At 71.8% G+C, this 22,831-nt stretch carries 17 protein-coding genes and 3 pseudogenes; 7 read left to right on the top strand and 13 right to left on the bottom strand.

Going from position 1 to position 22,831, the window contains the following annotated elements:
• Nucleotides 1-10: 10 nt before the first annotated feature.
• The 12 genes and pseudogenes from LRS07_RS13920 to LRS07_RS13865 form a co-directional block, all read right to left on the bottom strand.
• Nucleotides 11-649 (bottom strand): DUF6134 family protein, encoded by a 639-nt coding sequence (locus LRS07_RS13920; RefSeq protein ID WP_260498608.1) that lies wholly within the window; start codon nt 647-649, stop codon nt 11-13.
• Nucleotides 646-1,428 carry a DUF1295 domain-containing protein gene (locus LRS07_RS13915; RefSeq protein ID WP_260498607.1) on the bottom strand — a complete coding sequence of 261 codons (783 nt, stop codon included), beginning with the start codon at nt 1,426-1,428 and terminating at the stop codon, nt 646-648. The genes LRS07_RS13920 and LRS07_RS13915 overlap by 4 nt, the downstream gene beginning before the upstream one ends.
• A 7-nt stretch (nt 1,429-1,435) precedes the next feature.
• A pseudogene (locus LRS07_RS13910) lies at nt 1,436-2,484 on the bottom strand (SAM-dependent methyltransferase).
• A 77-nt stretch (nt 2,485-2,561) separates the two neighbouring features.
• Nucleotides 2,562-3,278 carry an ABC transporter ATP-binding protein gene (locus tag LRS07_RS13905; protein ID WP_260498606.1) on the bottom strand — a complete coding sequence of 239 codons (717 nt, stop codon included), beginning with the start codon at nt 3,276-3,278 and terminating at the stop codon, nt 2,562-2,564.
• A complete protein-coding gene (locus LRS07_RS13900; RefSeq protein WP_260498605.1) occupies nt 3,275-4,027 on the bottom strand; it encodes an ABC transporter ATP-binding protein in 753 nt (250 codons plus the stop codon). The genes LRS07_RS13905 and LRS07_RS13900 overlap by 4 nt, the downstream gene beginning before the upstream one ends.
• A 148-nt stretch (nt 4,028-4,175) precedes the next feature.
• Nucleotides 4,176-5,165 (bottom strand): branched-chain amino acid ABC transporter permease, encoded by a 990-nt coding sequence (locus LRS07_RS13895; protein ID WP_260498604.1) that lies wholly within the window; start codon nt 5,163-5,165, stop codon nt 4,176-4,178.
• Entirely contained in the window at nt 5,165-6,034 is an 870-nt protein-coding gene (locus LRS07_RS13890; RefSeq protein WP_260498603.1) for a branched-chain amino acid ABC transporter permease, read from the bottom strand. Before LRS07_RS13890 ends, LRS07_RS13895 begins: the two co-directional genes overlap by 1 nt.
• Before the next feature lie 149 nt (nt 6,035-6,183).
• Nucleotides 6,184-7,362, bottom strand: a complete 1,179-nt coding sequence (locus LRS07_RS13885; protein ID WP_409450546.1) for an ABC transporter substrate-binding protein — start codon at nt 7,360-7,362, stop codon at nt 6,184-6,186.
• Between the two features lie 82 nt (nt 7,363-7,444).
• Nucleotides 7,445-8,224 (bottom strand): alpha/beta fold hydrolase, encoded by a 780-nt coding sequence (locus tag LRS07_RS13880; protein WP_260498601.1) that lies wholly within the window; start codon nt 8,222-8,224, stop codon nt 7,445-7,447.
• 76 nt (nt 8,225-8,300) lie between these two features.
• A complete protein-coding gene (locus tag LRS07_RS13875; protein ID WP_260498600.1) occupies nt 8,301-9,893 on the bottom strand; it encodes a benzoate-CoA ligase family protein in 1,593 nt (530 codons plus the stop codon).
• A gap of 84 nt (nt 9,894-9,977) precedes the next feature.
• Complete coding sequence (locus LRS07_RS13870) at nt 9,978-11,549, bottom strand: 3,4-dehydroadipyl-CoA semialdehyde dehydrogenase (protein ID WP_260498599.1); 1,572 nt, start codon at nt 11,547-11,549, stop codon at nt 9,978-9,980.
• A gap of 1 nt (nt 11,550) precedes the next feature.
• Complete coding sequence (locus tag LRS07_RS13865) at nt 11,551-12,018, bottom strand: DUF4863 family protein (protein WP_260498598.1); 468 nt, start codon at nt 12,016-12,018, stop codon at nt 11,551-11,553.
• 131 nt (nt 12,019-12,149) lie between these two features.
• Between LRS07_RS13865 and LRS07_RS13860 the strand changes: the two genes are divergently transcribed.
• From LRS07_RS13860 to boxA, 4 genes are all read left to right on the top strand, one after another.
• Nucleotides 12,150-13,115 carry a helix-turn-helix transcriptional regulator gene (locus LRS07_RS13860; RefSeq protein WP_260498597.1) on the top strand — a complete coding sequence of 322 codons (966 nt, stop codon included), beginning with the start codon at nt 12,150-12,152 and terminating at the stop codon, nt 13,113-13,115.
• A 106-nt stretch (nt 13,116-13,221) separates the two neighbouring features.
• Nucleotides 13,222-14,880, top strand: a complete 1,659-nt coding sequence (gene boxC / locus LRS07_RS13855) for a 2,3-epoxybenzoyl-CoA dihydrolase (RefSeq protein ID WP_260498596.1) — start codon at nt 13,222-13,224, stop codon at nt 14,878-14,880.
• A 17-nt stretch (nt 14,881-14,897) separates the two neighbouring features.
• Nucleotides 14,898-16,325 carry a benzoyl-CoA 2,3-epoxidase subunit BoxB gene (gene boxB, locus LRS07_RS13850; protein WP_260498595.1) on the top strand — a complete coding sequence of 476 codons (1,428 nt, stop codon included), beginning with the start codon at nt 14,898-14,900 and terminating at the stop codon, nt 16,323-16,325.
• A gap of 25 nt (nt 16,326-16,350) precedes the next feature.
• Nucleotides 16,351-17,625: a benzoyl-CoA 2,3-epoxidase subunit BoxA gene (gene boxA / locus LRS07_RS13845; RefSeq protein ID WP_260498594.1), complete on the top strand. Its 1,275-nt coding sequence runs from the start codon at nt 16,351-16,353 to the stop codon at nt 17,623-17,625.
• Here the strand turns inward: boxA and LRS07_RS13840 are convergent.
• Complete coding sequence (locus tag LRS07_RS13840; RefSeq protein WP_260498593.1) at nt 17,588-18,256, bottom strand: TetR/AcrR family transcriptional regulator; 669 nt, start codon at nt 18,254-18,256, stop codon at nt 17,588-17,590. The two genes, boxA and LRS07_RS13840, sit on opposite strands and share 38 nt — an antisense overlap.
• A 142-nt stretch (nt 18,257-18,398) precedes the next feature.
• Between LRS07_RS13840 and LRS07_RS13835 the strand changes: the two are divergent.
• The 3 genes and pseudogenes from LRS07_RS13835 to LRS07_RS13825 form a co-directional block, all read left to right on the top strand.
• A pseudogene (locus LRS07_RS13835) lies at nt 18,399-20,196 on the top strand (feruloyl-CoA synthase).
• Nucleotides 20,197-20,296: 100 nt separating this feature from the next.
• Nucleotides 20,297-21,289, top strand: coding sequence for a Bug family tripartite tricarboxylate transporter substrate binding protein (locus LRS07_RS13830; RefSeq protein ID WP_260498592.1), 993 nt, complete (start codon nt 20,297-20,299; stop codon nt 21,287-21,289).
• Between the two features lie 198 nt (nt 21,290-21,487).
• A pseudogene (locus LRS07_RS13825) lies at nt 21,488-22,660 on the top strand (efflux RND transporter periplasmic adaptor subunit); the annotation flags it as partial.
• Between the last annotated feature and the right edge of the window lie 171 nt (nt 22,661-22,831).

Here is a 22,831-nt window from a genome sequence, read left to right as displayed (position 1 = left end):
ATCCCCTGTTTCATTTGAGCCGGTAGCTCAGCCGCTTGCCGCCGCTGACCGTGGAATCGAGGCCGATCCAGGCGCCGTCGGCGGCGGATTCCCACAGCTCGATCGGCTGCTTGGGCCCGCTGATGCGCCAGCGCACCGCCGGCACGGCCTGGCCGCGGACCTCGACGGTGCCGGTGCCGGCGCGTTCGATCTTCACCGGCTCCAGCGCGCCGGTCTGCGCGTTGAGCAGCCGCGGCTGCTGGCGGATGGCCGGGTTCCAGTAGGCGAAGCTCATCACGCAGCCGGTGGCGGATTCGGCCTTGCCGCCGCTGCCGCCGTCGATGCGCAGCGCGCCGCCGTCCTTTCGGGCGTCGACCTGGCTCTTGTCGCCGTTGTCGTCGGTGCCGGCCTGCATCGCGTCCAGGCAGCCGTCGCGCCAGCGCTCGGTGGCGCTGTGGCGGTAGCGGTAGACCGGGATGCCGAGCAGCCGCACGGTGAAGGCGGCCTCGCTCTTCAGCGTGCCGTCGGCGGGGCTGCCGGTGAGCTCGAAGCGGTGTTGGCCGATCGGCGTGTCGTCGAGGCGGACCTCGAAGGGCCACTGACGGGTCTGCGCCTGGGCGGTGGCGGCCAGCAGCAGGGCGGCGGCGGCCAGCGGGGTGCGAAGGGTCATGGGGTGGTGCGGCGCGGTGGCCAGGGCAGGAAGGCGCTGGTGCGCGCGATGTAGTCGCGGTAGGCGGGGCGGCGCTCGGCGATGTCCTGCTCCAGCAGGGCGACGCCGGACACGCGCAGCAGCAGGAAGGTCATCAGCGCCGGCGAGACGACGGCCCAGGCGGCGTCCCGGCCGGCACCCGCCAGCGCGATCAGCCACAGGCCCCACCAGACGCAGGCCTCGCCGAAGTAGTTGGGGTGGCGCGACCAGCGCCAGAGCCCGCGGTCCATCACCCGGCCGCGCTGCGAGGGGTCGGCGCGGAAGCGCGCCATCTGCGCGTCGGCCACCGCCTCGAAGACCAGGCCGAACAGCGCCAGCACGGCACCGAGCGCATCGAGCAGGCCGAGCGGCGAGGCCGTCGCCACGGCGGCCAGCACCGGTGCCGACACGATCCAGCCCAGCACCGCCTGCAGGCCGAACACGAGCCCCAAGCTCTTCCATGCGAAGGCCTCGCCATGGCGCTGGCGCATGGCGGCGTAGCGGCGGTCCTCGCCGTGGCCCCAGTTGCGCCAGGTGATGAAGGCGGCCAGGCGCAGCGCCCAGGCGATCAGCAGCGCGAGCATCAGCAGGCCTCGCGTGCCGGCGCCCAGCGCCAGCGCGTAGACCACGCCGGGCCCGGCAATCAGCAGCGGCCAGATGCGGTCGGCCAGGCTGGCGTCGCGCAGCCGCAGGCTGAGCCACCACGTCGGCACCGCGATGGCCAAGCCGAGCACCAGGCCGGCGAAGGCGGCTTGCAGCATCGTGCGGTCAGCGCTTGTCGAACAGGTAGTGGCTGACCCACCACTGGCGGCCGCCGTCCCAGCCGAACAGCTCTTCCACCGACAGGAAGAAGAGGCGCCAGCGGGTCCACCACACCGGTGCGTCCTGCTCGCCGTAGGTGGCCTCGAACAGCGGCATCAGCGCCTCGCGGCGAGCGTCCATGTTGGCCAGCCAGGCGGCGGCGGTGCGCTGGTAGTGGGTGCCGTCCCAGCGCCAGCGGGCCTGCAGCCGCAGGTGGTCCTGGCAGTGCAGCGCCAGGTCGTCGCTGGGCATCATGCCGCCGGAGAAGAAGTGCCGGCTCATCCAGTCGCTGGCGTCGCGCTCGACGAACGCGTAGGGCGCCTCGCGGTGGGCGAAGACGTGCATGAAGAAGCGGCCGTCGGGCTTCAGCCAGCCCGCCACCCGCTCGAAGGCCAGCGGCCAGTTGCGCAGGTGCTCGAACATCTCCACCGACACCACCCGGTCGAAGCGGCCGGGCTCGGCCTGGAAGTCGTTGACGTCGCAGGTGATGACCTGCAGGTTGCCGAGCCCGCGCTGGCGCGCGACCGCTTCGATGTGCCGCCGCTGCGACTGCGAGTTGGAGACCGCGGTGATGCGGCTGCCGGGGAAGCGCTCGGCCATCCACAGGCTGAGCGAGCCCCAGCCGCAGCCCAGCTCCAGCACCTGCTGGCCGTCCTCCAGGCCGGCGCGTTCGCAGGTGGCGGCGAGCGCCGCGGCCTCGGCCTGCTCCAGCGTCTGCACGCCGTCCGGCCACCAGCAGCTGCTGTACTTGCGGTGCGGCCCGAGCACCGCCTCGAAGAAGGCCGCCGGCACCTCGTAGTGCTGCTCGTTGGCCTTCTCCGGCACCAGGGCCAGGGGGCGGCGCGCAGCGACGCGACGAAGTCCTGCGTCAGCCGCGCGGTGGCTTCGGCATCGCCGCTCGACAGCTCGGCCAGCCGCGCCTTCAGCAGCCGGCGGATGCCGAAGCGCACCGCGGTGTCGGGCACCAGGCCCTGTTCGACCCAGTGGATGGCGGTGGCGGTGCTGGCAGCGGGCATGAGCGCGGGAGCGAGGGACGATGCCGCTTTTACGTCCCGGGCCGCCGTTCGGATCAGGCGGCCCACCCGTCGGGCGTTCAGACGCCCAGGTAGCCGGCCAGCGCCGGATCGTCCTGCACCGCGGCGCTGGCGCCGGCCAGCACCACCTCGCCCTTCTGCAGCACGACCACGCGGTCGGCCTGGGCGATGACGCGGCGGTAGTTGCGGTCGACGACGATGGTCGCCAGGCCGGTCTGGCGGATGGTGGCGATGACGCGCCAGATCTCGTCGACGATCAGCGGGGCCAGTCCTTCGGTGGCCTCGTCGAGCACGATGGCCTTGGGGTGCGTCATCAGCGCGCGGCCGATGGACAGCATCTGCTGCTCGCCGCCGGACAGCTGCGAGCCGAGGTTGCCCACCCGCTCGGACAGCCGGGGGAAGGTGGCCATGATGCGGTCGTAGGTCCAGACCGCCGGGCTGCCGTCGGCCGGCGGCCGGGCCGCCATGACCAGGTTCTCGCGCACCGTGAGGTTGGGAAAGACGCCGCGGCCCTCGGGCACGTAGGCGATGCCCAGCTGCGCCACGCGGTGCGGCGCGGCGCGCGAGCAGTCCTCGCCGGCGACGCGGATGCGGCCGTCGCGCTGCTTGACATGGCCGAGCAGGGTGCGGATGAGCGTCGACTTGCCCATGCCGTTGCGGCCGAGCAGGCCCAGCGTCTCGCCCTCGGCCAGCGTGAGGTCGACGCCGCGCAGCACGTGGCTGCTGCCGTACCAGGCCTGCACGCCGGTCGCTTCGATGAGCAGCGGCGTGGTCATGCGTGGCCTCCCAGGTAGGCCGCTTGCACCTGTGCGTTCTCGCGCACGGCCTGCGGCGCGCCGCTGGCCAGCACCGCGCCGTTGACCATGACGGTGATCTCGTCGGCGACGGCGAACACCGCGTCCATGTCGTGCTCCACCAGCAGCAGGGCGTGGTCGGCGCGCAGGGCGCGCAGCAGGTCGAGCATGCGCTGCGATTCCTCGGCGCCCATGCCGGCCAGCGGCTCGTCCAGCATCACCGCGCGCGGCGCGGTGGCCAGGCACATCGCCACCTCCAGCTGCCGCTTCTGGCCGTGCGACAGGCTGGCCGCGACGCGGTCGGCGCGGTCGGCCAGGCCGGCGCGGTCCATCGCCTCGTCGGCCAAGCGGCGGCTGTGACGGCAGGCCTGCGCCGATTCCCACACCGCCCAGGGGCGGGGGCGGCGCGCCTGCGCGGCCAGGCGGCAGTTCTCGCGCACGGTCAGCGGCAGGAAGACGTTGTTGCGCTGGTAGCTGCGGTTGAGGCCGGCGTCGGCGCGCCTGGGCTGCGGCCAGCGGCTGATGTCCTGGCCGTCCAGACTCACCGTGCCGGCCGACAGCGGGACCTCGCCGGACAGCAGGTTGATCAGCGTCGACTTGCCGGCGCCGTTGGTGCCGATGACGGCGTGGATCCGGTTCCTGTGCAGCGCCAGCGAGACGTTGTCCACCGCCACCAGGGCGCCGAAGCGGCGCGTCACCCCATGGGCCTCGAGGACCGGCACGGCGCTCATTGGCGCACCCTCCACTTCGTGGGTCCCTCCGAGAGGGACGAGCGCTCCCTTCGGAGCGGCCGTGCGGGAGCGCTCATTGGCGCACCCTCCACTTCGTGGGTCCTTCCGAAGGGGACGAGCGCTCCCTTCGGAGCGGCCGTGCGGGAGCTCATGGCCGGCCCTCCTGAACGGCGGCGCCCAGGGGCGTGGCCGCCGCACGGCGACGGCGCTTCAGCAGCGACAGCCCGCCCATCAGCCCCTGCGGCAGCACCGCCACGATGACGATGATGAAGCCGCCGAGCAGCAGCTGCCAGTGCTTGGTGAGGCCGCTGAACCATTCGGACAGCAGCACGAAGGCCACCGCGCCGGCGATGGCGCCGCCCAGGCTGCCGAGCCCGCCGAGGATGATCATCAGCAGCGCGTTGCCCGACTGGTGCCAGGACAGCAGCTCCGGGTTGACGTAGCCGGTGCGTGCCGCGTAGAGGAAACCGGCCAGCCCGGCCAGCGCGCCGCCGATGGTGAAGCTGGCCAGCTTGTAGGCCAGGGTCGGGAAGCCGGCGGCGCGCATGCGCTGCTCGTTGTGGCGGATGCCGACGAAGGCGTGGCCCAGCCGCGAGCGCAGCACCAGGCCGAGCACCGCCACGGTCACCGCCGTCAGCGCCAGCGAGAACCAGTACAGCTGCGCCGGCTGGTCCAGGTCCACCAGCTTCGACGCGCCGACGGTGAACTCGGGCTTGAAGTACAGGTAGGCGCCGTCGCTGCCGCCGAAGCCCTTGGTGTCGTGGACGACGAAGTACACCAGCTGTGCGAAGGCCAGCGTGACCATGATGAAGTACACGCCCTTGGTGCGCATGACGAAGAGGCCGATGAGCAGCGACAGCGCACCGGCCACGCCGACCGAGGCGGCCAGCATCGTCCAGCCGTTGCCGGCCTCGCTTTCGGGCGCCAGCAGCGCGGCGGTGTAGGCCGCGGCGCCGAAGAAGGCCGCATGGCCCAGGCTCACCAGCCCGGTGAAGCCCACCAGCAGCTGCAGGCTGAGCGCGAAGATGGCCATGGTCAGCACCTGGGCCCCGAGCTCCAGGTGGAACTTGCTGCCCACCGGCTCCGGCCACCAGGGCAGGCTGGCGGCCAGCGCGAAGAGAAGGGTCCAGCGCAGCATCACGTGCCCTGCTTGAAGAGGCCCTCGGGCCGCCAGATCAGGATGACGGCCATGAGCAGGTAGGTCAGCGCGCCGGCGCCTTCCTGCCACAGCACCTTGCCGAAGGTGTCGACGAAGCCCACCGCCAGCGCGGCCACCAGCGCGCCCTTGACCGAGCCGATGCCGCCGATGACCACCACCACGAAGCAGATGATGAGCACCTGGCCGCCCATGCCGGGATAGACCGAGGCCACCGGCGCGGCCACCATGCCGGCCAGCGCCGCCAGCGCCACGCCGACGGCGAAGACGATGCGGTACAGCACCGAGATGTTGACCCCCAGCGACTGCACCATCTCGCGGTTGGTCGCGCCGGCGCGGATGCGCATGCCCAGCCGCGTCGAGCGGAAGGTCCACATCATCGCCGCGGCCACGGCCAGGCACACCGCGGAGATGAACAAGCGGTAGACCGGGTAGGTCATGTTCTCTCCCAGCGGCACCGACCCGGCCAGCCAGGCCGGCACCGGCACCCCGTGCACGTCGTCGCCGACCAGGATGCTGCGCAGCTCCTCGAAGACCAGGATCAGGCCGTAGGTCATCAGCACCTGCTGCAGGTGCTCACGCTCGTAGAGGAAGCTGAAGAAGGCCCACTCCAGCAGGTAGCCCAGCGCCACCGTGAGCACGATGCCCAGCAGCAGCGACAGCACGAAGTCGCCGGTGAGCGCCGACAGGGTGAAGGCCAGGTAGGCCCCCACCATGTAGAAGCTGCCGTGCGCCAGGTTGATGACGCCCATGATCCCGAAGATCAGCGTCAGCCCGCTGGCCACCAGGAACAGCAGCAGGCCGTACTGGACGCTGTTCAGGCACTGGATGAGAAAGGTGGTCAGGTCCATCGGGACGGTGGTCCAGGCAGGTCCCTCTGGGACGGACCGCGACAGCGGTCAGGGGCGGTACGGGCCGAGGAGCGGCGCAGGATCCGGGTCCCCCGGTCCTGCGTCGTGCCCCCTCGGAGGGCGGCCCCCGAGGGCCGGGGGCTCAAGGTTCACAGTTTGCAGCCGCGGCCCGGGTCGGCGAGCTGCTTGGCGGCGACGCCGACGTTCTTGTTCATGTTGCCCTCGACCTTGCGCAGGTAGAAGTCCTGCACCGGGTTGTGCGCCTTGCTGACGGTGAAGACGCCGCGCGGGCTGTCGATCTTGGCCTGCTCGATGCCCTTGACCACCGCGTCGCGCTTGGCGATGTCGCCGCCCGCGGCCTTCAGGCCGGCGGCCAGCATCTGCGCCGCGTCGTAGCCCTGCACCGCGTAGACGTCGGGCTGCAGCTTGAAGGTCTTGGCGTAGGCCAGGCGGAAGGCCTTGTCCTTCGGGATGTTCAGGTCGTCGGCGTAGTGCAGCGCGGTGAGCATGCCGGCGGCGGCGGCGCCCTGCGCCTCCAGCGTGCCGTCGGTGAGGAAGCCGGGGCCGTACAGCGGGATCTTGTCCTTCAGGCCGGCCGCCGCGTAGTCCTTGACGAACTTGACGGCGCCGCCACCGGCGAAGAAGGCGTAGACCGCGTCCGGCTTCTGCGCGGCGATCTCGGTGAGCAGCGCCTGGAACTCGACGTTGGGGAAGGGCAGGTTCAGCTCCTTGACCACCTTGCCGCCCTTGGACTCGAAGCCGTCCTTGAAGCCCTTGACCGACTCGTCGCCGGCGGCGTACTTCCAGCTGATGGTGATGGCCGTCTTGTGCTTCTGCTTCTCGGCCGCGACCAGGCCCATGGCGTAGCCCGGCTGGGAGTTGGAGAAGCTGCTGCGGAAGACGTTGGCCGCGCACAGCGGGCCGGTCAGCGCGTCGGCGCCGGCGTTGGGGATGATGAGCAGGGTGTTGTTGTCGCGGGCCACCTTGGCCAGCGCCATGGCCACGCCCGAATGCACGGTGCCGACGAGCACGTCGACGTTGTCGCGCTTGACCAGCTTGTTGGCGTTGTCGGTGGCCTTGGCCGGGTCGGACTCGTCGTCGACCTTGAAGAACTCCACCGTCTTGCCGCCGAGCTTGCCGCCGTTCTCCTCCATGTAGAGCCGGAAGCCGTTCTCGATGGCGACGCCCAGGGCGGCGAAGGTGCCGGTGTACGGCAGCATGAGGCCGACCTTGATCTTGTCGGACTGGGCCTGCGCCAGCCCGCCGGTGAAGGCCAGCGTGGTGGCGGCGGCCAGGGCCGCGGCGCGGAAGGTGCTTCTCATCGTCATCTCCTCGGGGCCTCGCCCCGTCGTGGTCGTGCTGGAAAGAAGAATCGCCCCGAACTGCGGCGGATGAAACCGGTGCCGTCCCTCAGCGCATCAGCCCGCTCACCGCCTGCAGCACCGCCTGCGGCTGGTCGCGGTGCGGCGAGTGGCCGCAGTCGTCCAGCCGCAGCAATTGCGCCTGCGGCACCGCCTCGGCGATGCCCTCGATCTGCGCCATGGTGCCGTATTCGTCGTCGACGCCCTGGATGGCCAGCACCGGGCAGCGGATGGCCGGCAGCGCCGCCCGGATGTCCCAGTCGCGGAAGGCCGGGTCCAGCCAGACGTCGTTCCAGCCCCAGAACGCCGAGTCCGGGTCGGCATGGTAGCGGCCCAGCTTGGCGCGCAGGTCGGTCGCCAGGTAGGCATCGCGCGCCTTGTCGATGCTGGCCACGCTGAGGTCCTCGACCAGGATGTGCGGTGCGGCGACGACCAGCCCTGCCACCCGGTCGGGAAAGGCGGCGGCGTGCAGCAGCGCGATGGAGCCGCCGTCGCTGTGGCCGTACAGCCAGGGCGGTTCGGCCCGGGTGTCGAGGTCCAAGGCGGCGAAGAAGGCCGGCAGGAACGCGCTGGCCTGCCGGTGCATGAAGTCCACCGGCCAGCGCTCGTGCGGCTGGCGCGGGGTCGACTGGCCGTAGCCCCAGCGCGAGAACACCAGGCCGCGGCAGTCGGCGGCGTCGCACAGCCGGGCGGGAAAGTCGCGCCACATCGCCACCGAGCCCAGGCCCTCGTGCAGGAAGACCAGCAGCGGCCGGTGCCGGCGCTGCGGGGCCAGCCATTCGAACTCGATCCGATGGTCGTGGCCGTCCCAGTGGACCCGCACGTTCACTGGTGCACCCTTTCGCTTCGCTGCGTCCCTCCAGGAGGGACGCAGCGCTCCCTTCGGAGCGGCCGTGCGGTAGCGCTCATGGCTGCGACGCCGCCAGCGCGCGCAGGCGGAAGCGCTGGATCTTGCCGGTGGCGGTCTTCGGCAGCTCCGGCACGAAGGCCAGCAGCCGCGGGTACTTGTGCGGCGCCAGCCGCGACTTGACGAAGGCCTTGAGCTCCGCGTCCAGCGCCTCGCCGCCGGCACCGCCGTCCTTGAGCACCACGTAGGCCTTCACCCGCGTCAGCCCGTTCTCGTCCGGCACGCCGATGACGGCCGCCTCCAGCACCGCGGGGTGCTGCACCAGCGTCGCCTCGACCTCGAAGGGCGAGACGTACTGGCCGCTGACCTTGAGCATGTCGTCGCTGCGACCGGCGTAGGTGTAGTAGCCGTCGGCGTCGCGGGTGTACTTGTCGCCGCTCTTGGTCCAGGCGCCCTGGAAGGTGTCGCGCGACTTCTCGCGGTGGTTCCAGTACATCAGCGCGGCGCTCGGCCCCTGGATGTAGAGGTCGCCCACCTCGCCGTCGGCCACCGGCCGGCCGTCCTCGCCGCGCAGCTCGACCTCGTAGCCCGGCACCGGCCGGCCGGTGGTGCCGTAGCGCACGTCGCCCGGGCGGTTGGACAGGAAGATGTGCAGCATCTCGGTCGAGCCGATGCCGTCGATGATGGGCGCGCCGAAGTGCGCCTGCCAGCGCTCGCCGATGTCCTGCGGCAGGGCCTCGCCGGCCGACGAGCACAGGCGCAGGCCCACCGCCTCGCGGGCGGGCAGGGCGGGCGAGGCCAGCATGCCGGCGTAGCCGGTGGGCGCGCCGCAGAAGACGGTGGGCCGATGCCGCGTCAGGCGCTCGAAGCAGGCGTCGGGCGTCGGCCGGCCGGCCATCAGCACGGTGGTGGCGCCGACGCTCAAGGGAAAGCTCAGCGCGTTGCCCAGGCCGTAGGCGAAGAACAGCTTGGCCGCGGAGAACACCACGTCGTCTTCGCGCAGGCCCAGCAGCCGGCGGCCGTAGAGCTCCGCCGTCCAGTACAGGTTGGCGTGGCTGTGCACCGTGCCCTTGGGCCGCCCGGTGGAGCCCGACGAATAGAGCCAGAAGGCGGGTTCGTCGGCGCAGGTCATGGCGGCATGGGCCGCGGGCGTCTGGCCGTCGATGAACCCGGCCAGGGCCTGTGCGACGGCGGGCAGATCGCCGGCCGGCTGCGAGACGAGCAGGTGCCGCAGTTCGTGCCGGGTCTTCTCCATCGCCTGCTGCAGCACCGGCAGCAGCGCGCCGGACACCAGCGCCGCCTGCACCCGGCTGTGCCCGAGCAGGTAGGCGATGTCGTCGGCGGTGAGCAGGGTGTTGACGGCCACCGGCACCACGCCCGCGTGCAGCGCGCCGAGGAAGGCCACCGGCCAGTCGAGGGTGTCCTGCATCAGCAGCAGCACCCGCTCCTCGCGCCGCACGCCCAGGGCCAGCAGGCCGGCCGCCAGGCGACGCGCACGCCCGGCCAGTTCGCCATAACTCAGGGCGCCGTGGTCGTCGAGGTAGGCCGTCTTGGCGGCCCGCGCCTCGTTCCGCTCGAACAGGTGCTCGGCGAAGTTGAAGGTGACGGGCGGCGGGGCGACGGGTGGGTCGTTCAAGCGGGCGTGGGCCATGGCGGTCTCCTGCGAACGGTCCTTCTCACGAGGACTTGACGGGGGAAGGACCGGCCGCCGCGACGGGCGGCGGCGCGGTCTTCGTCACTGCGGCAGCGCCGCCGCCTGCGCGGCGAGCGCGGCCAGCGCCGATTCGCCGGCCTGCACGGCGCTGCGGCGGTGGTAGAAGCCCAGCGCACGCAGGCCGCCCAGTTCCTCGCCGCCGCCGGCGCGGCCGGGGCCGCCGTGCAGCGACTGCGGCATGACGTTGCCGTGGCCGGTGTGCCGTGCGGCCACCTCGGCCGTCAGGCCATGCACCCGGCCGTGGCTGTCGGCCAGCGACAGGGCCGCCTCGCCGACGAAGGCCGGGTCCTCGGCCACCACCGAGACCACCAGCGAGCCTTCGCCGCGGCGGATCAGCGCCTGCGCCTGCTCGACGCTGCGGTAGGACATCAGCGTGGCCACCGGGCCGAAGACCTCGGTGCGGTGCACCGCGTCGGCCTCGTCCGGCGTGGTGCAGCCCAGCAGCACCGGGCCGATGCAGGCGGCCACCGCCGGGTCGGCGTCGACCAGCGGCACGTCGCGGCCGTCGAACAGCGCCTGCGACTGGCCCATCAACCGGGCCAGGCCGTCCTGCACCGACTGCCACTGCGCCCGGCCGACGAGCGAGCCCATGCGCACGCCGTCGTGACGCGGGTTGCCGACGGTGGTCGTTCTGAGCTTGGCGGCGACCGCCTCGCCGACCGCGCCGTACAGCGCCTCGGGCACGAAGACGCGCCGGATGGCGGTGCATTTCTGGCCCGACTTGACGGTCATCTCGCGCGCCACCTCGCCCACCAGCAGCTCGAAGGCGGCGCTGCCGGGCGTGGCGTCCGGCGCCAGCAGGGCGGAGTTCAGGCTGTCGGCCTCGACGTTCAGCCGCACCGAGCGTTCGGCGAAGGCCGGATGCCGGCGCAGCAGCGCGGCGGTGTCGGCCGAGCCGGTGAAGGACACCACGTCGAAGGGTTGCAGCGCGTCGAGCAGGCCGGCCGAGCCGCCGCAGACGATGGACAGCGCGCCGGCCGGCAGCACGCCGGCCTCGACGACGTCGTGCACCATGCGTTGCGTCAGCCAGGCGGTGACGGTGGCCGGCTTGACCACCACCGGCACGCCGGACAGCAGCGCCGGTCCGGCCTTCTCCCACACTCCCCAGGCGGGGAAGTTGAAGGCGTTGATGAACAGCGCCAGGCCGCGCGTGGGCGCCAGCAGGTGCTGGCTGCGGAACACGCCGTCCTTGGACAGCGGCACCGCCGGCCCGTCGAGCAGGAACCTCGCATTGCCCAGCGTGTCGCCCCAGCGGGCGTACTGGCCGAGGGTGAACAGCGCGCCCTCGATGTCGACGCCCGAGTCCTTCTGCGTGGTGCCGCTGTTGGCGGTGGCGATCTCGTAGTAGGCGGCCTTGTTCGCCGCCAGCACCTTGCCCACCTCGCCCAGCAGCGCGGCGCGCTGGCGGTAGGTGAGGGCGCGCAGCGCGGCGCCGCCGGTGTCGCGGGCGAAGGCGAAGCCGGCCGCCAGGTCGAGGCCGTCGCTGGAGACGCGGACCAGGTCGGTACCCAGCACCGGGTCGCGCAGCGTGGTGCCTGGGCCCTCACCGGCCTGCCAGCGGCCGCCGAGGTGGTTGTGCAAAAGCTCCGTCATCTCAGGCCGCCTGGCTGAATTCGATGCTGCCCTGGGGCAGCAGGTAGAGCACCAGGGCGCGGCCCTGGCGCACGGTGGGGCGGTGCGCGGTGCCGGGGCCGTAGACCTTCCAGCCGGCGCCCTGGCCGTCGAAGGTGGCGCCGGGGGTGAGCGGCATCACCAGGTCGATCTCGCCCTGGGGATGGGCGTGGTGCGGGCCGGCGATGTCGTTCATGTCGACCACGTCGATGGAGAAGCCGGCCAGCGCCTCGCTGGGCTTGGCCACCCGGCCCCAGCGCAGGCTGGGCTCGCCGCGGGCGCACATCCAGCCTTCGGCGATGCCGTCCCGGCAGGCCTGCACGGTCGATGAGAACCACGGGCCGTCGGCTGGGAACTGCCGGTTCAGCCAGCCTTCGAGCGCGCCGTCCAACGGGCGGCCGGCGATGGCGGTGGTGACCTCGGCGATCAGGGACTGGAAGCGGTCGTTCATGGCGGGTCGGGTAAACCTGCGGCCGGTCCGGCCAGAAGATGCAATATGGTGCAGATCAGGCGCCGCACGATACGCAGGGGGTGGGCGCAGTGTCAAGAACGATAGTGCATATACTGGTGTAAACACCGACCATGGCCCGCGACACCACCGCCCCCCAAGCCAAGGCCGACGAGCCGGCGGCCAACGACGCGGCCGCCGATCGCGGCGCGGCGGCCGAGGCGCCGCGCGACCCGCTGCTCACCGCCCTCGGCGAACGGGTCCGCAACCTGCGCGCACGACGGGGGTTGACGCGCAAGCAGCTGGCGGCGTCGGCCGAGGTGTCGGAGCGCCACCTCGCCAACCTGGAATACGGCGTCGGCAACGCCTCCATCCTGGTGCTGCAGCAGGTGGCGCAGGCGCTGCAGTCGCCGCTGGCCGAGCTGATCGGCGACGTCACCACCGCCAGCCCCGAGTGGCTGCTCATCCGCGAGCTGCTGGCCGGCCGCGACGAAGCCGAACTGCAGCGCGCCCGGCTGAAGCTGACCGAGCTCTTCGGCGACGGCGCGGCCAAGCCCGCCCGGCGCACGCACATCGCGCTGATCGGCCTGCGGGGCGCGGGCAAGTCCACCCTCGGCCGCCGGCTGGCCGACGACCTGGGCTGGACCTTCGTCGAACTCAGCCGCGCCATCGAGGAGGTGGCCGGCTGCAGCATCACCGAGATCCATTCGCTGTACGGCGCCAACGCCTACCGCCGCTACGAGCGCCGGGCGCTGGAGGAGGCGCTGCAGATCCACCCGGAGGCGGTGATCGCCACGCCGGGCGGCCTGGTGTCCGACGCGGCGAACTTCAACCTGCTGCTCGGCCACTGCACCACGGTGTGGCTGCAGGCCGAGCCCGAGGACCACATGCGGCGGGTGCTGGCGCAAGGGGACCTGCGGCCGATGTCCGGCCACCGCGAGGCGATGGACGACCTCAAGCGCATCCTGGCCGGCCGCACCGCCTTCTATGCCAAGGCGGACCTGGCGTTCAACACCTCCGGCCGCAGCCTGGACGATGCTTACGCCGGCCTCAAGGCGGCGCTGCACGGGTTGCTCGGCAAGGTCGATTGGAGCGTTTGACGCGGTGCGTCCGGAGAAACCCCACGTCATGCACAAAACTGCTTGACCCTCTCCGGCTTGCGGCAATATGCTGCATGTCATTGATCCGACCCCGGAGAGGTTCGCCGTGACCCAAAACCTTCGCGTCGACTACCAGACCGACCCGTCCCGCTACCGCCACTGGAAGCTGAAGTTCGAGGGTCCGCTGGCCACGCTGGTGGCCGACTTCGACGAGAACGGCGGTCTCAAGCCCGGCTACAAGCTCAAGCTCAACAGCTACGACCTGGGCGTCGACATCGAGCTGCACGACGCCTTGAACCGCATCCGCTTCGAGCACCCCGAGGTGCGCACGGTGGTCGTCACCAGCGCCAAGGAGAAGGTGTTCTGTTCGGGCGCCAACATCTTCATGCTGGGCGTCAGCAGCCATGCGTGGAAGGTGAACTTCTGCAAGTTCACCAACGAGACGCGCAACGGCATCGAGGACTCGTCGCAGCACTCGGGCCTGAAGTTCATCGCGGCGGTCAACGGCGCCTGCGCCGGCGGCGGCTACGAGCTGGCGCTGGCCTGCGACGAGATCATCCTGGTCGACGACCGCTCGAGCGCCGTCAGCCTGCCCGAGGTGCCGCTGCTGGGCGTGCTGCCCGGCACCGGCGGCCTGACCCGTGTCACCGACAAGCGCCACGTGCGCCACGACCTGGCCGACATCTTCTGCACCACCACCGAGGGCGTGCGCGGCGCGCGGGCGAAGGACTGGCGTCTGGTCGACGACATCGCCAAGCCGGCCGTGTTCGCGCAGAAGGTGCAGGAGCGGGCGCTGGAGCTGGCCGCCCGCAGCGACCGGCCGGCCGACGCGAAGGGCGTGGCGCTGACGCCGATCCCCTGCACCGTGGAGGCCGACGCCCTGCGCTATGCCCATGTCACGGTGGAAATCGACCGCGCCAAGCGCACCGCCACCTTCACCGTGAAGGCGCCTACCGGCGCGCAGCCGACCGACGTCGCCGGCATCGAGGCCGCCGGCTCGGACTGGTACCCGCTGCAGCTCGGCCGCCAGCTCGACGACGCCATCCTGCAGATGCGCACCAACGAGCTGGAGATCGGCACCTGGCTGATCAAGACCGAGGGCGACGCCGCCGCGGTGCAGGCGATGGACGGCACGCTGCTGCAGCACCGTGACCACTGGCTGGTGCGCGAGACCACCGGCCTGCTGCGCCGCACGCTGTCGCGGCTGGACGTGTCCTCGCGCAGCCTGTTCGCGCTGATCGAGCCGGGGTCGTGCTTCGCCGGCACCTTCCTCGAGCTGGCGCTGGCCTGCGACCGCAGCTACATGCTGGCGCTGCCCGACGACGAGGCGCGCGCGCCCAGGCTCACGGTGGGCGAGATCAACTTCGGCACCTACCCCATGGTCACCGGCCAGAGCCGGCTGGGCCGCCGCTTCTACGACGAGGCCGCGCCGCTGGCCGCCGCGCGCGAGGCGATGGGCCGGCCGCTGGACGCCGACCAGGCCTTCGCCCTCGGCCTGGTCACCGCCAACCCGGACGACATCGACTGGGACGACGAGGTGCGCATCGCCGTCGAGGAACGGGTGGCGATGAGCCCCGACGCGCTGACCGGCATGGAAGCCAACCTGCGCTTCAACGGGCCCGAGACCATGCTGACCCGGGTCTTCGGCCGCCTCACCGCCTGGCAGAACTGGATCTTCCAGCGGCCCAACGCCGTCGGCGAGAAGGGCGCCCTGAAGGTCTACGGCAAGGGCGACAAGGCCGCCTTCGACTGGAACCGGGTTTGAGCATTCAGGAGCACGACATGAGCACCATCGACTACGCCGAGAAGATCCCCAACAACGTCAACCTGGCCGAGGACCGCACGCTCAAGCGGGCGCTGGAGCAGTGGCAGCCCAACTTCCTGTCTTGGTGGGACGACATGGGCCCCGAGGGCAGCACCGGCACGGAGGTGTACCTGCGCACCGCCGTCAGCGTCGACCCGCAGGGCTGGGCCCAGTTCGGGCACGTGAAGATGCGCGACTACCGCTGGGGCATCTTCCTCAACCCGGGCGACGCCAACCGCGAGATCCACTTCGGCGACCACAAGGGCGAACGTGCCTGGACCGACGTGCCGGGCGAGTACCGGGCCAACCTGCGCCGCATCATCGTGACGCAGGGCGACACCGAGCCGGCCTCGGTGGAGCAGCAGCGCCACCTGGGCCTGACCGCGCCCAGCATGTACGACCTGCGCAACCTCTACCAGATCAACGTCGAGGAAGGCCGCCACCTGTGGGCCATGGTCTACCTGCTGCACAAGCACTTCGGCCGCGACGGCCGCGAGGAGGGCGAGGCGCTGCTCGAGCGCCGCAGCGGCCAGCAGGACAACCCGCGCATCCTGCAGGCCTTCAACGAGCAGACGCCCGACTGGCTGGCGTTCTTCATGTTCACCTACTTCACCGACCGCGACGGCAAGTTCCAGCTGAGCGCGCTGGCCGAAAGCGCCTTCGACCCGCTGGCGCGCACGACGAAGTTCATGCTGACCGAAGAGGCGCACCACATGTTCGTGGGCGAGTCGGGCGTCAGCCGCGTCATCCAGCGCACCGCCCAGGTGATGAACGAGCTGAAGACCGACGACCCGAAGAGGCTGCGCGAGGCCGGGGTCATCGACCTGCCGACGCTGCAGCGCTACCTCAATTTCCACTACAGCGTGACCATCGACCTGTTCGGCGCCGACGAGTCGAGCAACGCCGCCACCTTCTACTCCACCGGCCTGAAAGGCCGCTTCGAGGAGGGCAAGCGCACGGACGACCATGTCCTCAAGGGCCAGACCTACAAGGTGCTCGCCATCCAGAACGGCCAGCTGGTCGAGCGAGAGGTGCCGATGCTCAACGCGCTGAACGAGGTGCTGCGCGACGACTACATCAAGGACAGCATCGCCGGTGTCGAGCGCTGGAACAAGGTGCTCGACAAGGCCGGCATCCCGACGCGGCTCACCGTGCCGCACAAGGCCTTCCACCGCAACATCGGCGCGTTGTCGGGCGCCAAGGTGTCGCCCGAGGGGCGGGTGGTGTCCGAGGCCGAATGGAATGCCAAGGTCGGCGAATGGCTGCCGACGGCGGAAGACCGCGCCTTTGTCGCCAGCCTGATGGGCCGGGTGGTCGAGCCGGGCAAGTTCGCCAACTGGATCGCCCCGCCGGTGATGGGCATCAACCGACAGCCGGTCAACTTCGAATACGTGAGGTTCGGCTGAAGTCCTTGCGCTGCAGGAGCCCGATGTGAACGCCGTCGCAGAGATCACCGTCATCCAGCAGCACCTGATCGACCCGGAGATCTGCATCCGCTGCAACACCTGCGAGGCCACCTGCCCGGTGGGCGCGATCACGCACGACGACCGCAACTACGTGGTCGATGCGGACAAGTGCAACCTCTGCATGGCCTGCGTGCCGCCGTGCCCCACCGGATCGATCGACAACTGGCGGTCGGTGCCCAAGGTCCGGGCCTACACGCTGGAAGAGCAGCTCAGCTGGGACGTGCTGCCCGGCGAGCTGCCGCCCGAGCAACTGGCGGGTGACGGCCTGACCGGGCAGGCGCTGGCCGAGCCGGCCCCCGCGGCGGCCCCGGTGCCGGCCGGCGAGGCGGCCTTCAACAGCGCGCAGTACAACGCCGCGCTGCCGCCCTGGTCGGCCGCGCACGCCTACACCAACCTCTACGGGCCGAAGTCGGCCGCCAAGTCGGTGACGGCCACGGTGACCGGCAACTTCCGCGTCACCGAGGTGGGCCGCGAGTACGACACCCACCACATCGTGCTGGACTTCGGCCAGCTGCCCTTCCCGGTGCTGGAGGGCCAGTCCATCGGCATCGTGCCGCCGGGCACCGACGCCGGCGGCCGGCCGCACCATGCGCGCCAGTACAGCATCGCCAGCCCGCGCAACGGCGAGCGGCCCGGCTACAACAACCTGTCGGTGACGGTCAAGCGCGTGCTGGAGGATCACCAGGGCCGACCGGTTCGCGGGCTGGCCAGCAATTACCTGTGCGACCTGAAGGTGGGCGACACGGTGGAGGTGATCGGGCCCTTCGGCGCCACCTTCCTGATGCCCAACCACCCGAAGAGCCACATCGTCATGATCTGCACCGGCACCGGCTCCGCGCCGATGCGGGCGATGACGGAATGGCGGCGGCGGCTGCGCGCATCGGGCAAGTTCGAAGGCGGCAAGCTGATGCTGTTCTTCGGCGCACGCACCCAGCAGGAGCTGCCGTACTTCGGCCCGCTGCAGAGCCTTCCGAAGGACTTCATCGACATCCACCTGGCCTTCAGCCGGACGCCCGGCCAGCCCAAGCGCTACGTGCAGGACCTGATGCGCGAGCGGGCCGCCGACCTGGCCGAGATGCTGAAGGACCCGAACGCCCACTTCTACGTCTGCGGGCTGAAGGCGATGGAGGAGGGCGTGGTGCTGGCGCTGCGCGACGTCGCGCGCGACGCCGGGCTGGACTGGGATGCGATCGGCCCGCAGCTCAAGGCACAGGGGCGGCTGCACCTGGAGACCTACTGAGGTCCAACACCGGCAGCAGCAGCAGCTGCGTCATCAGTGCGCTGCGGTCGCCCTTCTGGGCGTCGTTGCCCTGGTTCCAGAGGATCGACTCCGACACCTCGTAGCCGTAGAGCAGGAAGGCCCGCGCCCGCGCCTCCCGCATCGAGAACCCCAGCGCCGAGAAGCACTGCGTGCAGAAGGCGATGCGGCGCGAGTCGACGTCGTCCAGCGCCTGCCGCGCCATCGGGTCGCGCCGCGCCCAGGCGCGGATGGCGATCTCGATGCCGGCGGCGCGGCGCGCGGCCCGGCCGCGGAAGGGCAGCGAGATCAGCTCCTTGAGCAGCTTGCGCGGATCGCTCTGCCGGCGCTCGAAGCGCGCGATCAGCAGCTCGGTGGCCGCGTCGCGCCACGCCTTCAGCACCGCCTTCAGCAGGTCCTCGCGGTCCTCGAAGTGCCAGTAGAAGCTGCCGCGGGTGACGCCCAGCGTGCGCGCCAGCACGTCCACCCGCACCGAGTCGATGCCGTGGGCCACCAGCTGGTCGGTGGCCGCGGCGATCCAGGCGTCGGGCGTCAGCGGGCTTCTCGGCTCGTCGGCCGGGGCGGCCGATGGACGCTGCGGGCGCGTGCGGGCGGCGGCATCTCGTCGTGTCACGGGCATGAGCCATAGCATCGCTCCATACACCACCGTATTGAACGGGGTGCAAACCCGGATGCGTGGTGGCCGGACGAGTGGATAGATTCTGGTCCATGAACATACACCGGTGTACGGTGCATGTGATCTTGAAGGAGGCTCCATGGCCGACCCCACGGCGCAGGACCTGGCCCCTGCGGCCGTGCTGCGCGAGGACCGACCCGGCGGCGTGTTCGTGCTGCGATCGCCGCTGCCGCTGCAGGCGCCTGTGCGCTGCATCGGCGACTGGGTCGACCGCTGGGCGCGCGAGACGCCCGACGCGACCTGCCTGGCCGAGCGCGACGCCGCCGGCGACTGGCGCCGGCTGAGCTACGCCCGGGTGCGCCAGGCGGTGGGCGCGGTCGGCCAGGGCCTGCTCGACCTGGCGCTGCCCGCCGGCCGACCGGTGGTGGTGCTGTCGGACAACGCGGTCGACCATGCGCTGCTGATGCTGGCCGCGCTGTACGTCGGCCGGCCGGTGTGCACCGTGTCCAGCGCCTATTCGCGCATGACGCAGGACCACGCCAAGCTGCGCGCCATCCTCACCGCGCTGCAGCCCGGCCTGGTCTACGCCACCGATGCGGCGGTGTACGGCAGGGCCATGGCCGCCTGCGACGTCGCCGCGCCGCGGGTCTTCAGCCGCGGCGCCGCCGACGTCCCCGGCGGCATCGGCTTCGACACCCTGCTGGCGGCCGTCGAGGGCGAGGGCGTGCGACGCGCCTTCGAGGCGGTGCGCCCCGACGACCACGCCAAGTACCTGCTGACCTCCGGTTCCACCGGCACCCCGAAGGTGGTGGTCAACACCCACCGCATGCTGTGCGCCAACCAGCAGATGATCGGGCAGGTCTGGCGCTTCCTCGACCACGAGAAGCCGGTGGTCCTGGACTGGCTGCCCTGGAGCCACACCTTCGGCGGCAACCACAACCTGAACCTGGTGCTGCGCAACGGCGGCAGCCTGTTCATCGACGAGGGCCGGCCGGCGCCGGGCCTGGTCGAGCGCAGCGTGCGCAACCTGCGCGAGGTGCAGCCCACGCTGTACTTCAACGTGCCGCGCGGCTTCGACATGCTGCTGCCCTTCCTGGAGGCCGCCGACGACGCTGGCCGCGCAGGCGCTGGCGCGCATGCGCATGGTCTTCTACGCCGGCGCGGCGCTGCCGCAGTCCACCTGGGACCGGCTGTCGGCACTGGCCCGGCGCGTGCGGCCGCAGCGGCCGTTGTGGTTCACCACCTCCTGGGGCTCGACCGAGACCTCGCCCACCGTCACCAGCGCGCACTGGACGCTGGAGCGCGCCGGCGTCATCGGCCTGCCGGTGCCGGGCATGGAACTGAAGTTCGTGCCCAACGGCGGCAAGCTGGAGATGCGGGTGCGCGGGCCGTCGGTGTTCCCCGGCTACCGCGACGCGCCGGACCTGACCGCGCAGGCCTTCGACGACGAAGGCTTCTACCGGATCGGCGACGCCGGCCGGCTGCTCGAGCCCGGCCGGCCCGAGGCCGGCGTGGTGTTCGACGGCCGCGTGGCGGAGGACTTCAAGCTGGGCAGCGGCACCTGGGTGTCGGTGGGCACGCTGCGGCCGAAGCTCATCTCGGCGCTGGCCCCCTGGGTGCAGGACGCGGTGATCACCGGCCACGACCGCGACGAGGTGGGCGCGCTGCTGTTCCTCAGCGCCGAGGGCCGCGCGCTGGCGCCCGAGGCCCTGCGCGCCGCCCTGGCCGACGGCCTGGCCCGGATGAAGGCCGAAGGCGGCGGCTCCTCGCAGTGCCCGGTCCGCGTGCTGGTGCTGGACGAACCGCCCAGCGCCGACGGCGGCGAGATCACCGACAAGGGCTACCTCAACCAGCGGGCGGTGCTGCAGCGGCGGGCGGCCTGGGTGCAGGCGCTGTACGCCACGCCCACGGATGCGCGGGTGGTGCAGCCGTCATGACGCCTGCGCGGCTCGTCGAGAACCCTGAGGCCGTCCACTGAGTTCACGCCGATACTTTGATCGATCGACCCACTCGAACCCCCGGAGAAGGAGACCTCGCATGACCACCCGCCGCCGCTTCACCCAGGCCGCCCTCGGCTCCACCGTGCTGGCCACGCTCGGCGTGCCGGCCGCGCGTGCGCAGGCCATCGAGCAGCCGAAGATCCTCTACGGCTTCCCGGCCGGCAGCTCGGGCGACATCGTCGCCCGCCGGGTGGCCGAACGGCTGGCGGCGGCCGGCTATGGCAGGACCGCGGCGGTGGTGGAGAACAAGCCCGGTGCCGGCGGCCGCATCGCGCTGGAGACGCTGAAGGCTTCGCCGGCCGACGGCAGCGTGCTGTGCCTGACGCCGTTCTCCTGCACCTCGATCTACCCGCACGTCTACAAGAAGCTGAGCTACGACCCGGTGGCCGACTTCGTGCCGGTGTCGATCGCGGCCATCATGCACCACGGCCTGTCGGTCGGGCCCATGGTGCCGGACAGCGTGAAGGACGTGCGCGGCTTCGTCGCCTGGCTCAAGGCCAACCCCGACAAGGCCAACTACGGCAGCCCGGCCGCCGGCTCCACGCCGCACTTCCTGGGCGCGCTGCTGGGCCTGAGCCAGGCCATCGACTACAAGCACGTGCCCTACCGCGGCAGCGTGCCCGCCATCACCGACGTGATGGGCGGCCAGCTCGCCAGCGTGTTCTGCCCGGCCGGCGACCCGCTGCCCAACCACCGCGCCGGCAAGCTGCGCCTGATCGCCACCAGCGGCCGCCAGCGCCTGCCCTTCGCGCAGGACGTGGCCACGTTCGCGGAGCAGGGCTTCTCCGAGCTGACCACCGAGGAATGGTTCGGCTTCTACGTCCCGGCGCGGACCCCCGCCGCGGTCGTCGCGGCGGCGAACACCGCCATCAACCAGGCGCTGAAGGACAAGGCCCTGATCGACGGCGCCGCCCAGGTCGGCCTGCTGGCCCAGGGCTCCACCGGCGCCGACATGGCGCGCAGCCAGCGCGCCGAGTTCGAGCGCTGGGCCCCGCTGGTGCAGAAGATCGGCTTCACCGCGGATTCCTGAGCACCCCCAGGCACGGGCCTGGCGGTCGACCCACACAGGGCCCTGCGGGCCCTGTGTTGCCTGTGCGATGCGTCAGAGCAACACACTGGCAACACCCACGGCGTGCAATGGTCGGGTGGCGGCCCGGGTCCGTAAGAAGGCCCGGCCGTGACCCGTCCGGCCATCGCCGCGAAGCCCTGCCGTCCTTGACCGCCCTCCATGCCGCCTGCCGCTCCCGCTGAACCGCCGTCCTCCCCCAGCCCGGTGGCCGTCCGGCCGCGTCGCCGCTGGCGCGGCACCGTCGTCGCCCTGCTGGGCCTGATCGCCCTCGGCGCGCTGGCCTGGTGGCTGACCCATCGCCCGCCGGCCGCGGCCCCCGGCGGCCCGCCCGGCGGCGGCATGGCCGGCGGTCCCCCGGGCATGGCGCCGCCGGGGGGCGGCGGCGGGGGCGGCCGGGGCGCGCCGGTCACCGTCGGCGTGGCGCCGGCGCAGCCGGCCGATGTGCCGGTGGTTCTCGACGCCTTGGGCACGGTGACGCCGATCGCCACGGTCACCCTGCGGCCGCAGGTCTCCGGCGTGCTGCAGCAGGTGCTGTTCCGCGAGGGCCAGCTGGTGAAGAAGGGCGAGCTGCTGGCGCAGATCGACCCCCGACCGTTCGAGATCGCGCTGCAGCAGGCCATCGGCACCCGCCAGCGCGACGAGGCGCAGCTGGAGAACGCCCGCCTGACGCTGCAGCGCTACGAGACGCTGCTCAAGCAGGACTCCATCGCCCGCCAGGACGTGGACACCCAGGCCGCGCTGGTGCGCCAGCTCGAAGGCACGGTCACCACCGACCGCGCGGCCGAGGCGAACGCCCGGCTCAACCTGTCCTACACCCGCATCGTCTCGCCGGTGGCCGGTCGCATCGGCCTGCGCGCGGTGGACGCCGGCAACCTGGTCAGCTCGTCCGACGCCGCCGGGCTGGTCGTCATCACCCAGCTGTCGCCGGTGGACGTGGTCTTCGCGGTGCCGCAGGACCGCGTGCCCGAAGTGCAGGCGCAGGCGGCCAAGGGTCCCCTGCCGGCGCGCGCGCTGGACCGCAGCCGCAGCCAGGTGCTGGCCGAGGGCCGCTTCTGGACGCTGGACAACCAGGTCGACGTGCAGACCGGCACCGTGCGCGCCAAGGCCCGCTTCGACAACGCCGACGGCGGGCTCATCGCCAACCAGTTCGTCAACCTGCGGCTGCAGCTGGACCTGCTCAAGGGCGTGGTCACGGTGCCGCTATCGGCGGTGCGGCAGGGCGCGCAGGGCGAGTTCGTCTTCGTCGTGCAGGCCGACCGCACGGTGCAGATGCGGCCCATCCAGCGCGGGCCGATGATGGGCGAGCGGCTGGCGGTGCTGAAAGGCCTGCAGCCCGGCGAGCGGGTGGTGACCGAAGGCGCCGACCGGCTGCGCGATGGCGGCCGGGTGGTGCTGCCCGGCGAGGGCCCGGCGGGCGGCCGCCGGGCGGGCGCCGCCTCCGCCCCCGGCGCGTCGGCATCCGATGCGGGCGCGCCCGGGGGGCGTCCGGGGAAGGCCGGCCGC

This window comes from Aquabacterium sp. J223 (assembly GCF_024666615.1).
In the GTDB taxonomy this organism is placed as follows: Bacteria; Pseudomonadota; Gammaproteobacteria; order Burkholderiales; family Burkholderiaceae_C; genus J223.
The sequence above is the reverse complement of the archived record's forward strand: the minus strand, read 5'-3'. Positions and strand labels throughout refer to the sequence as shown.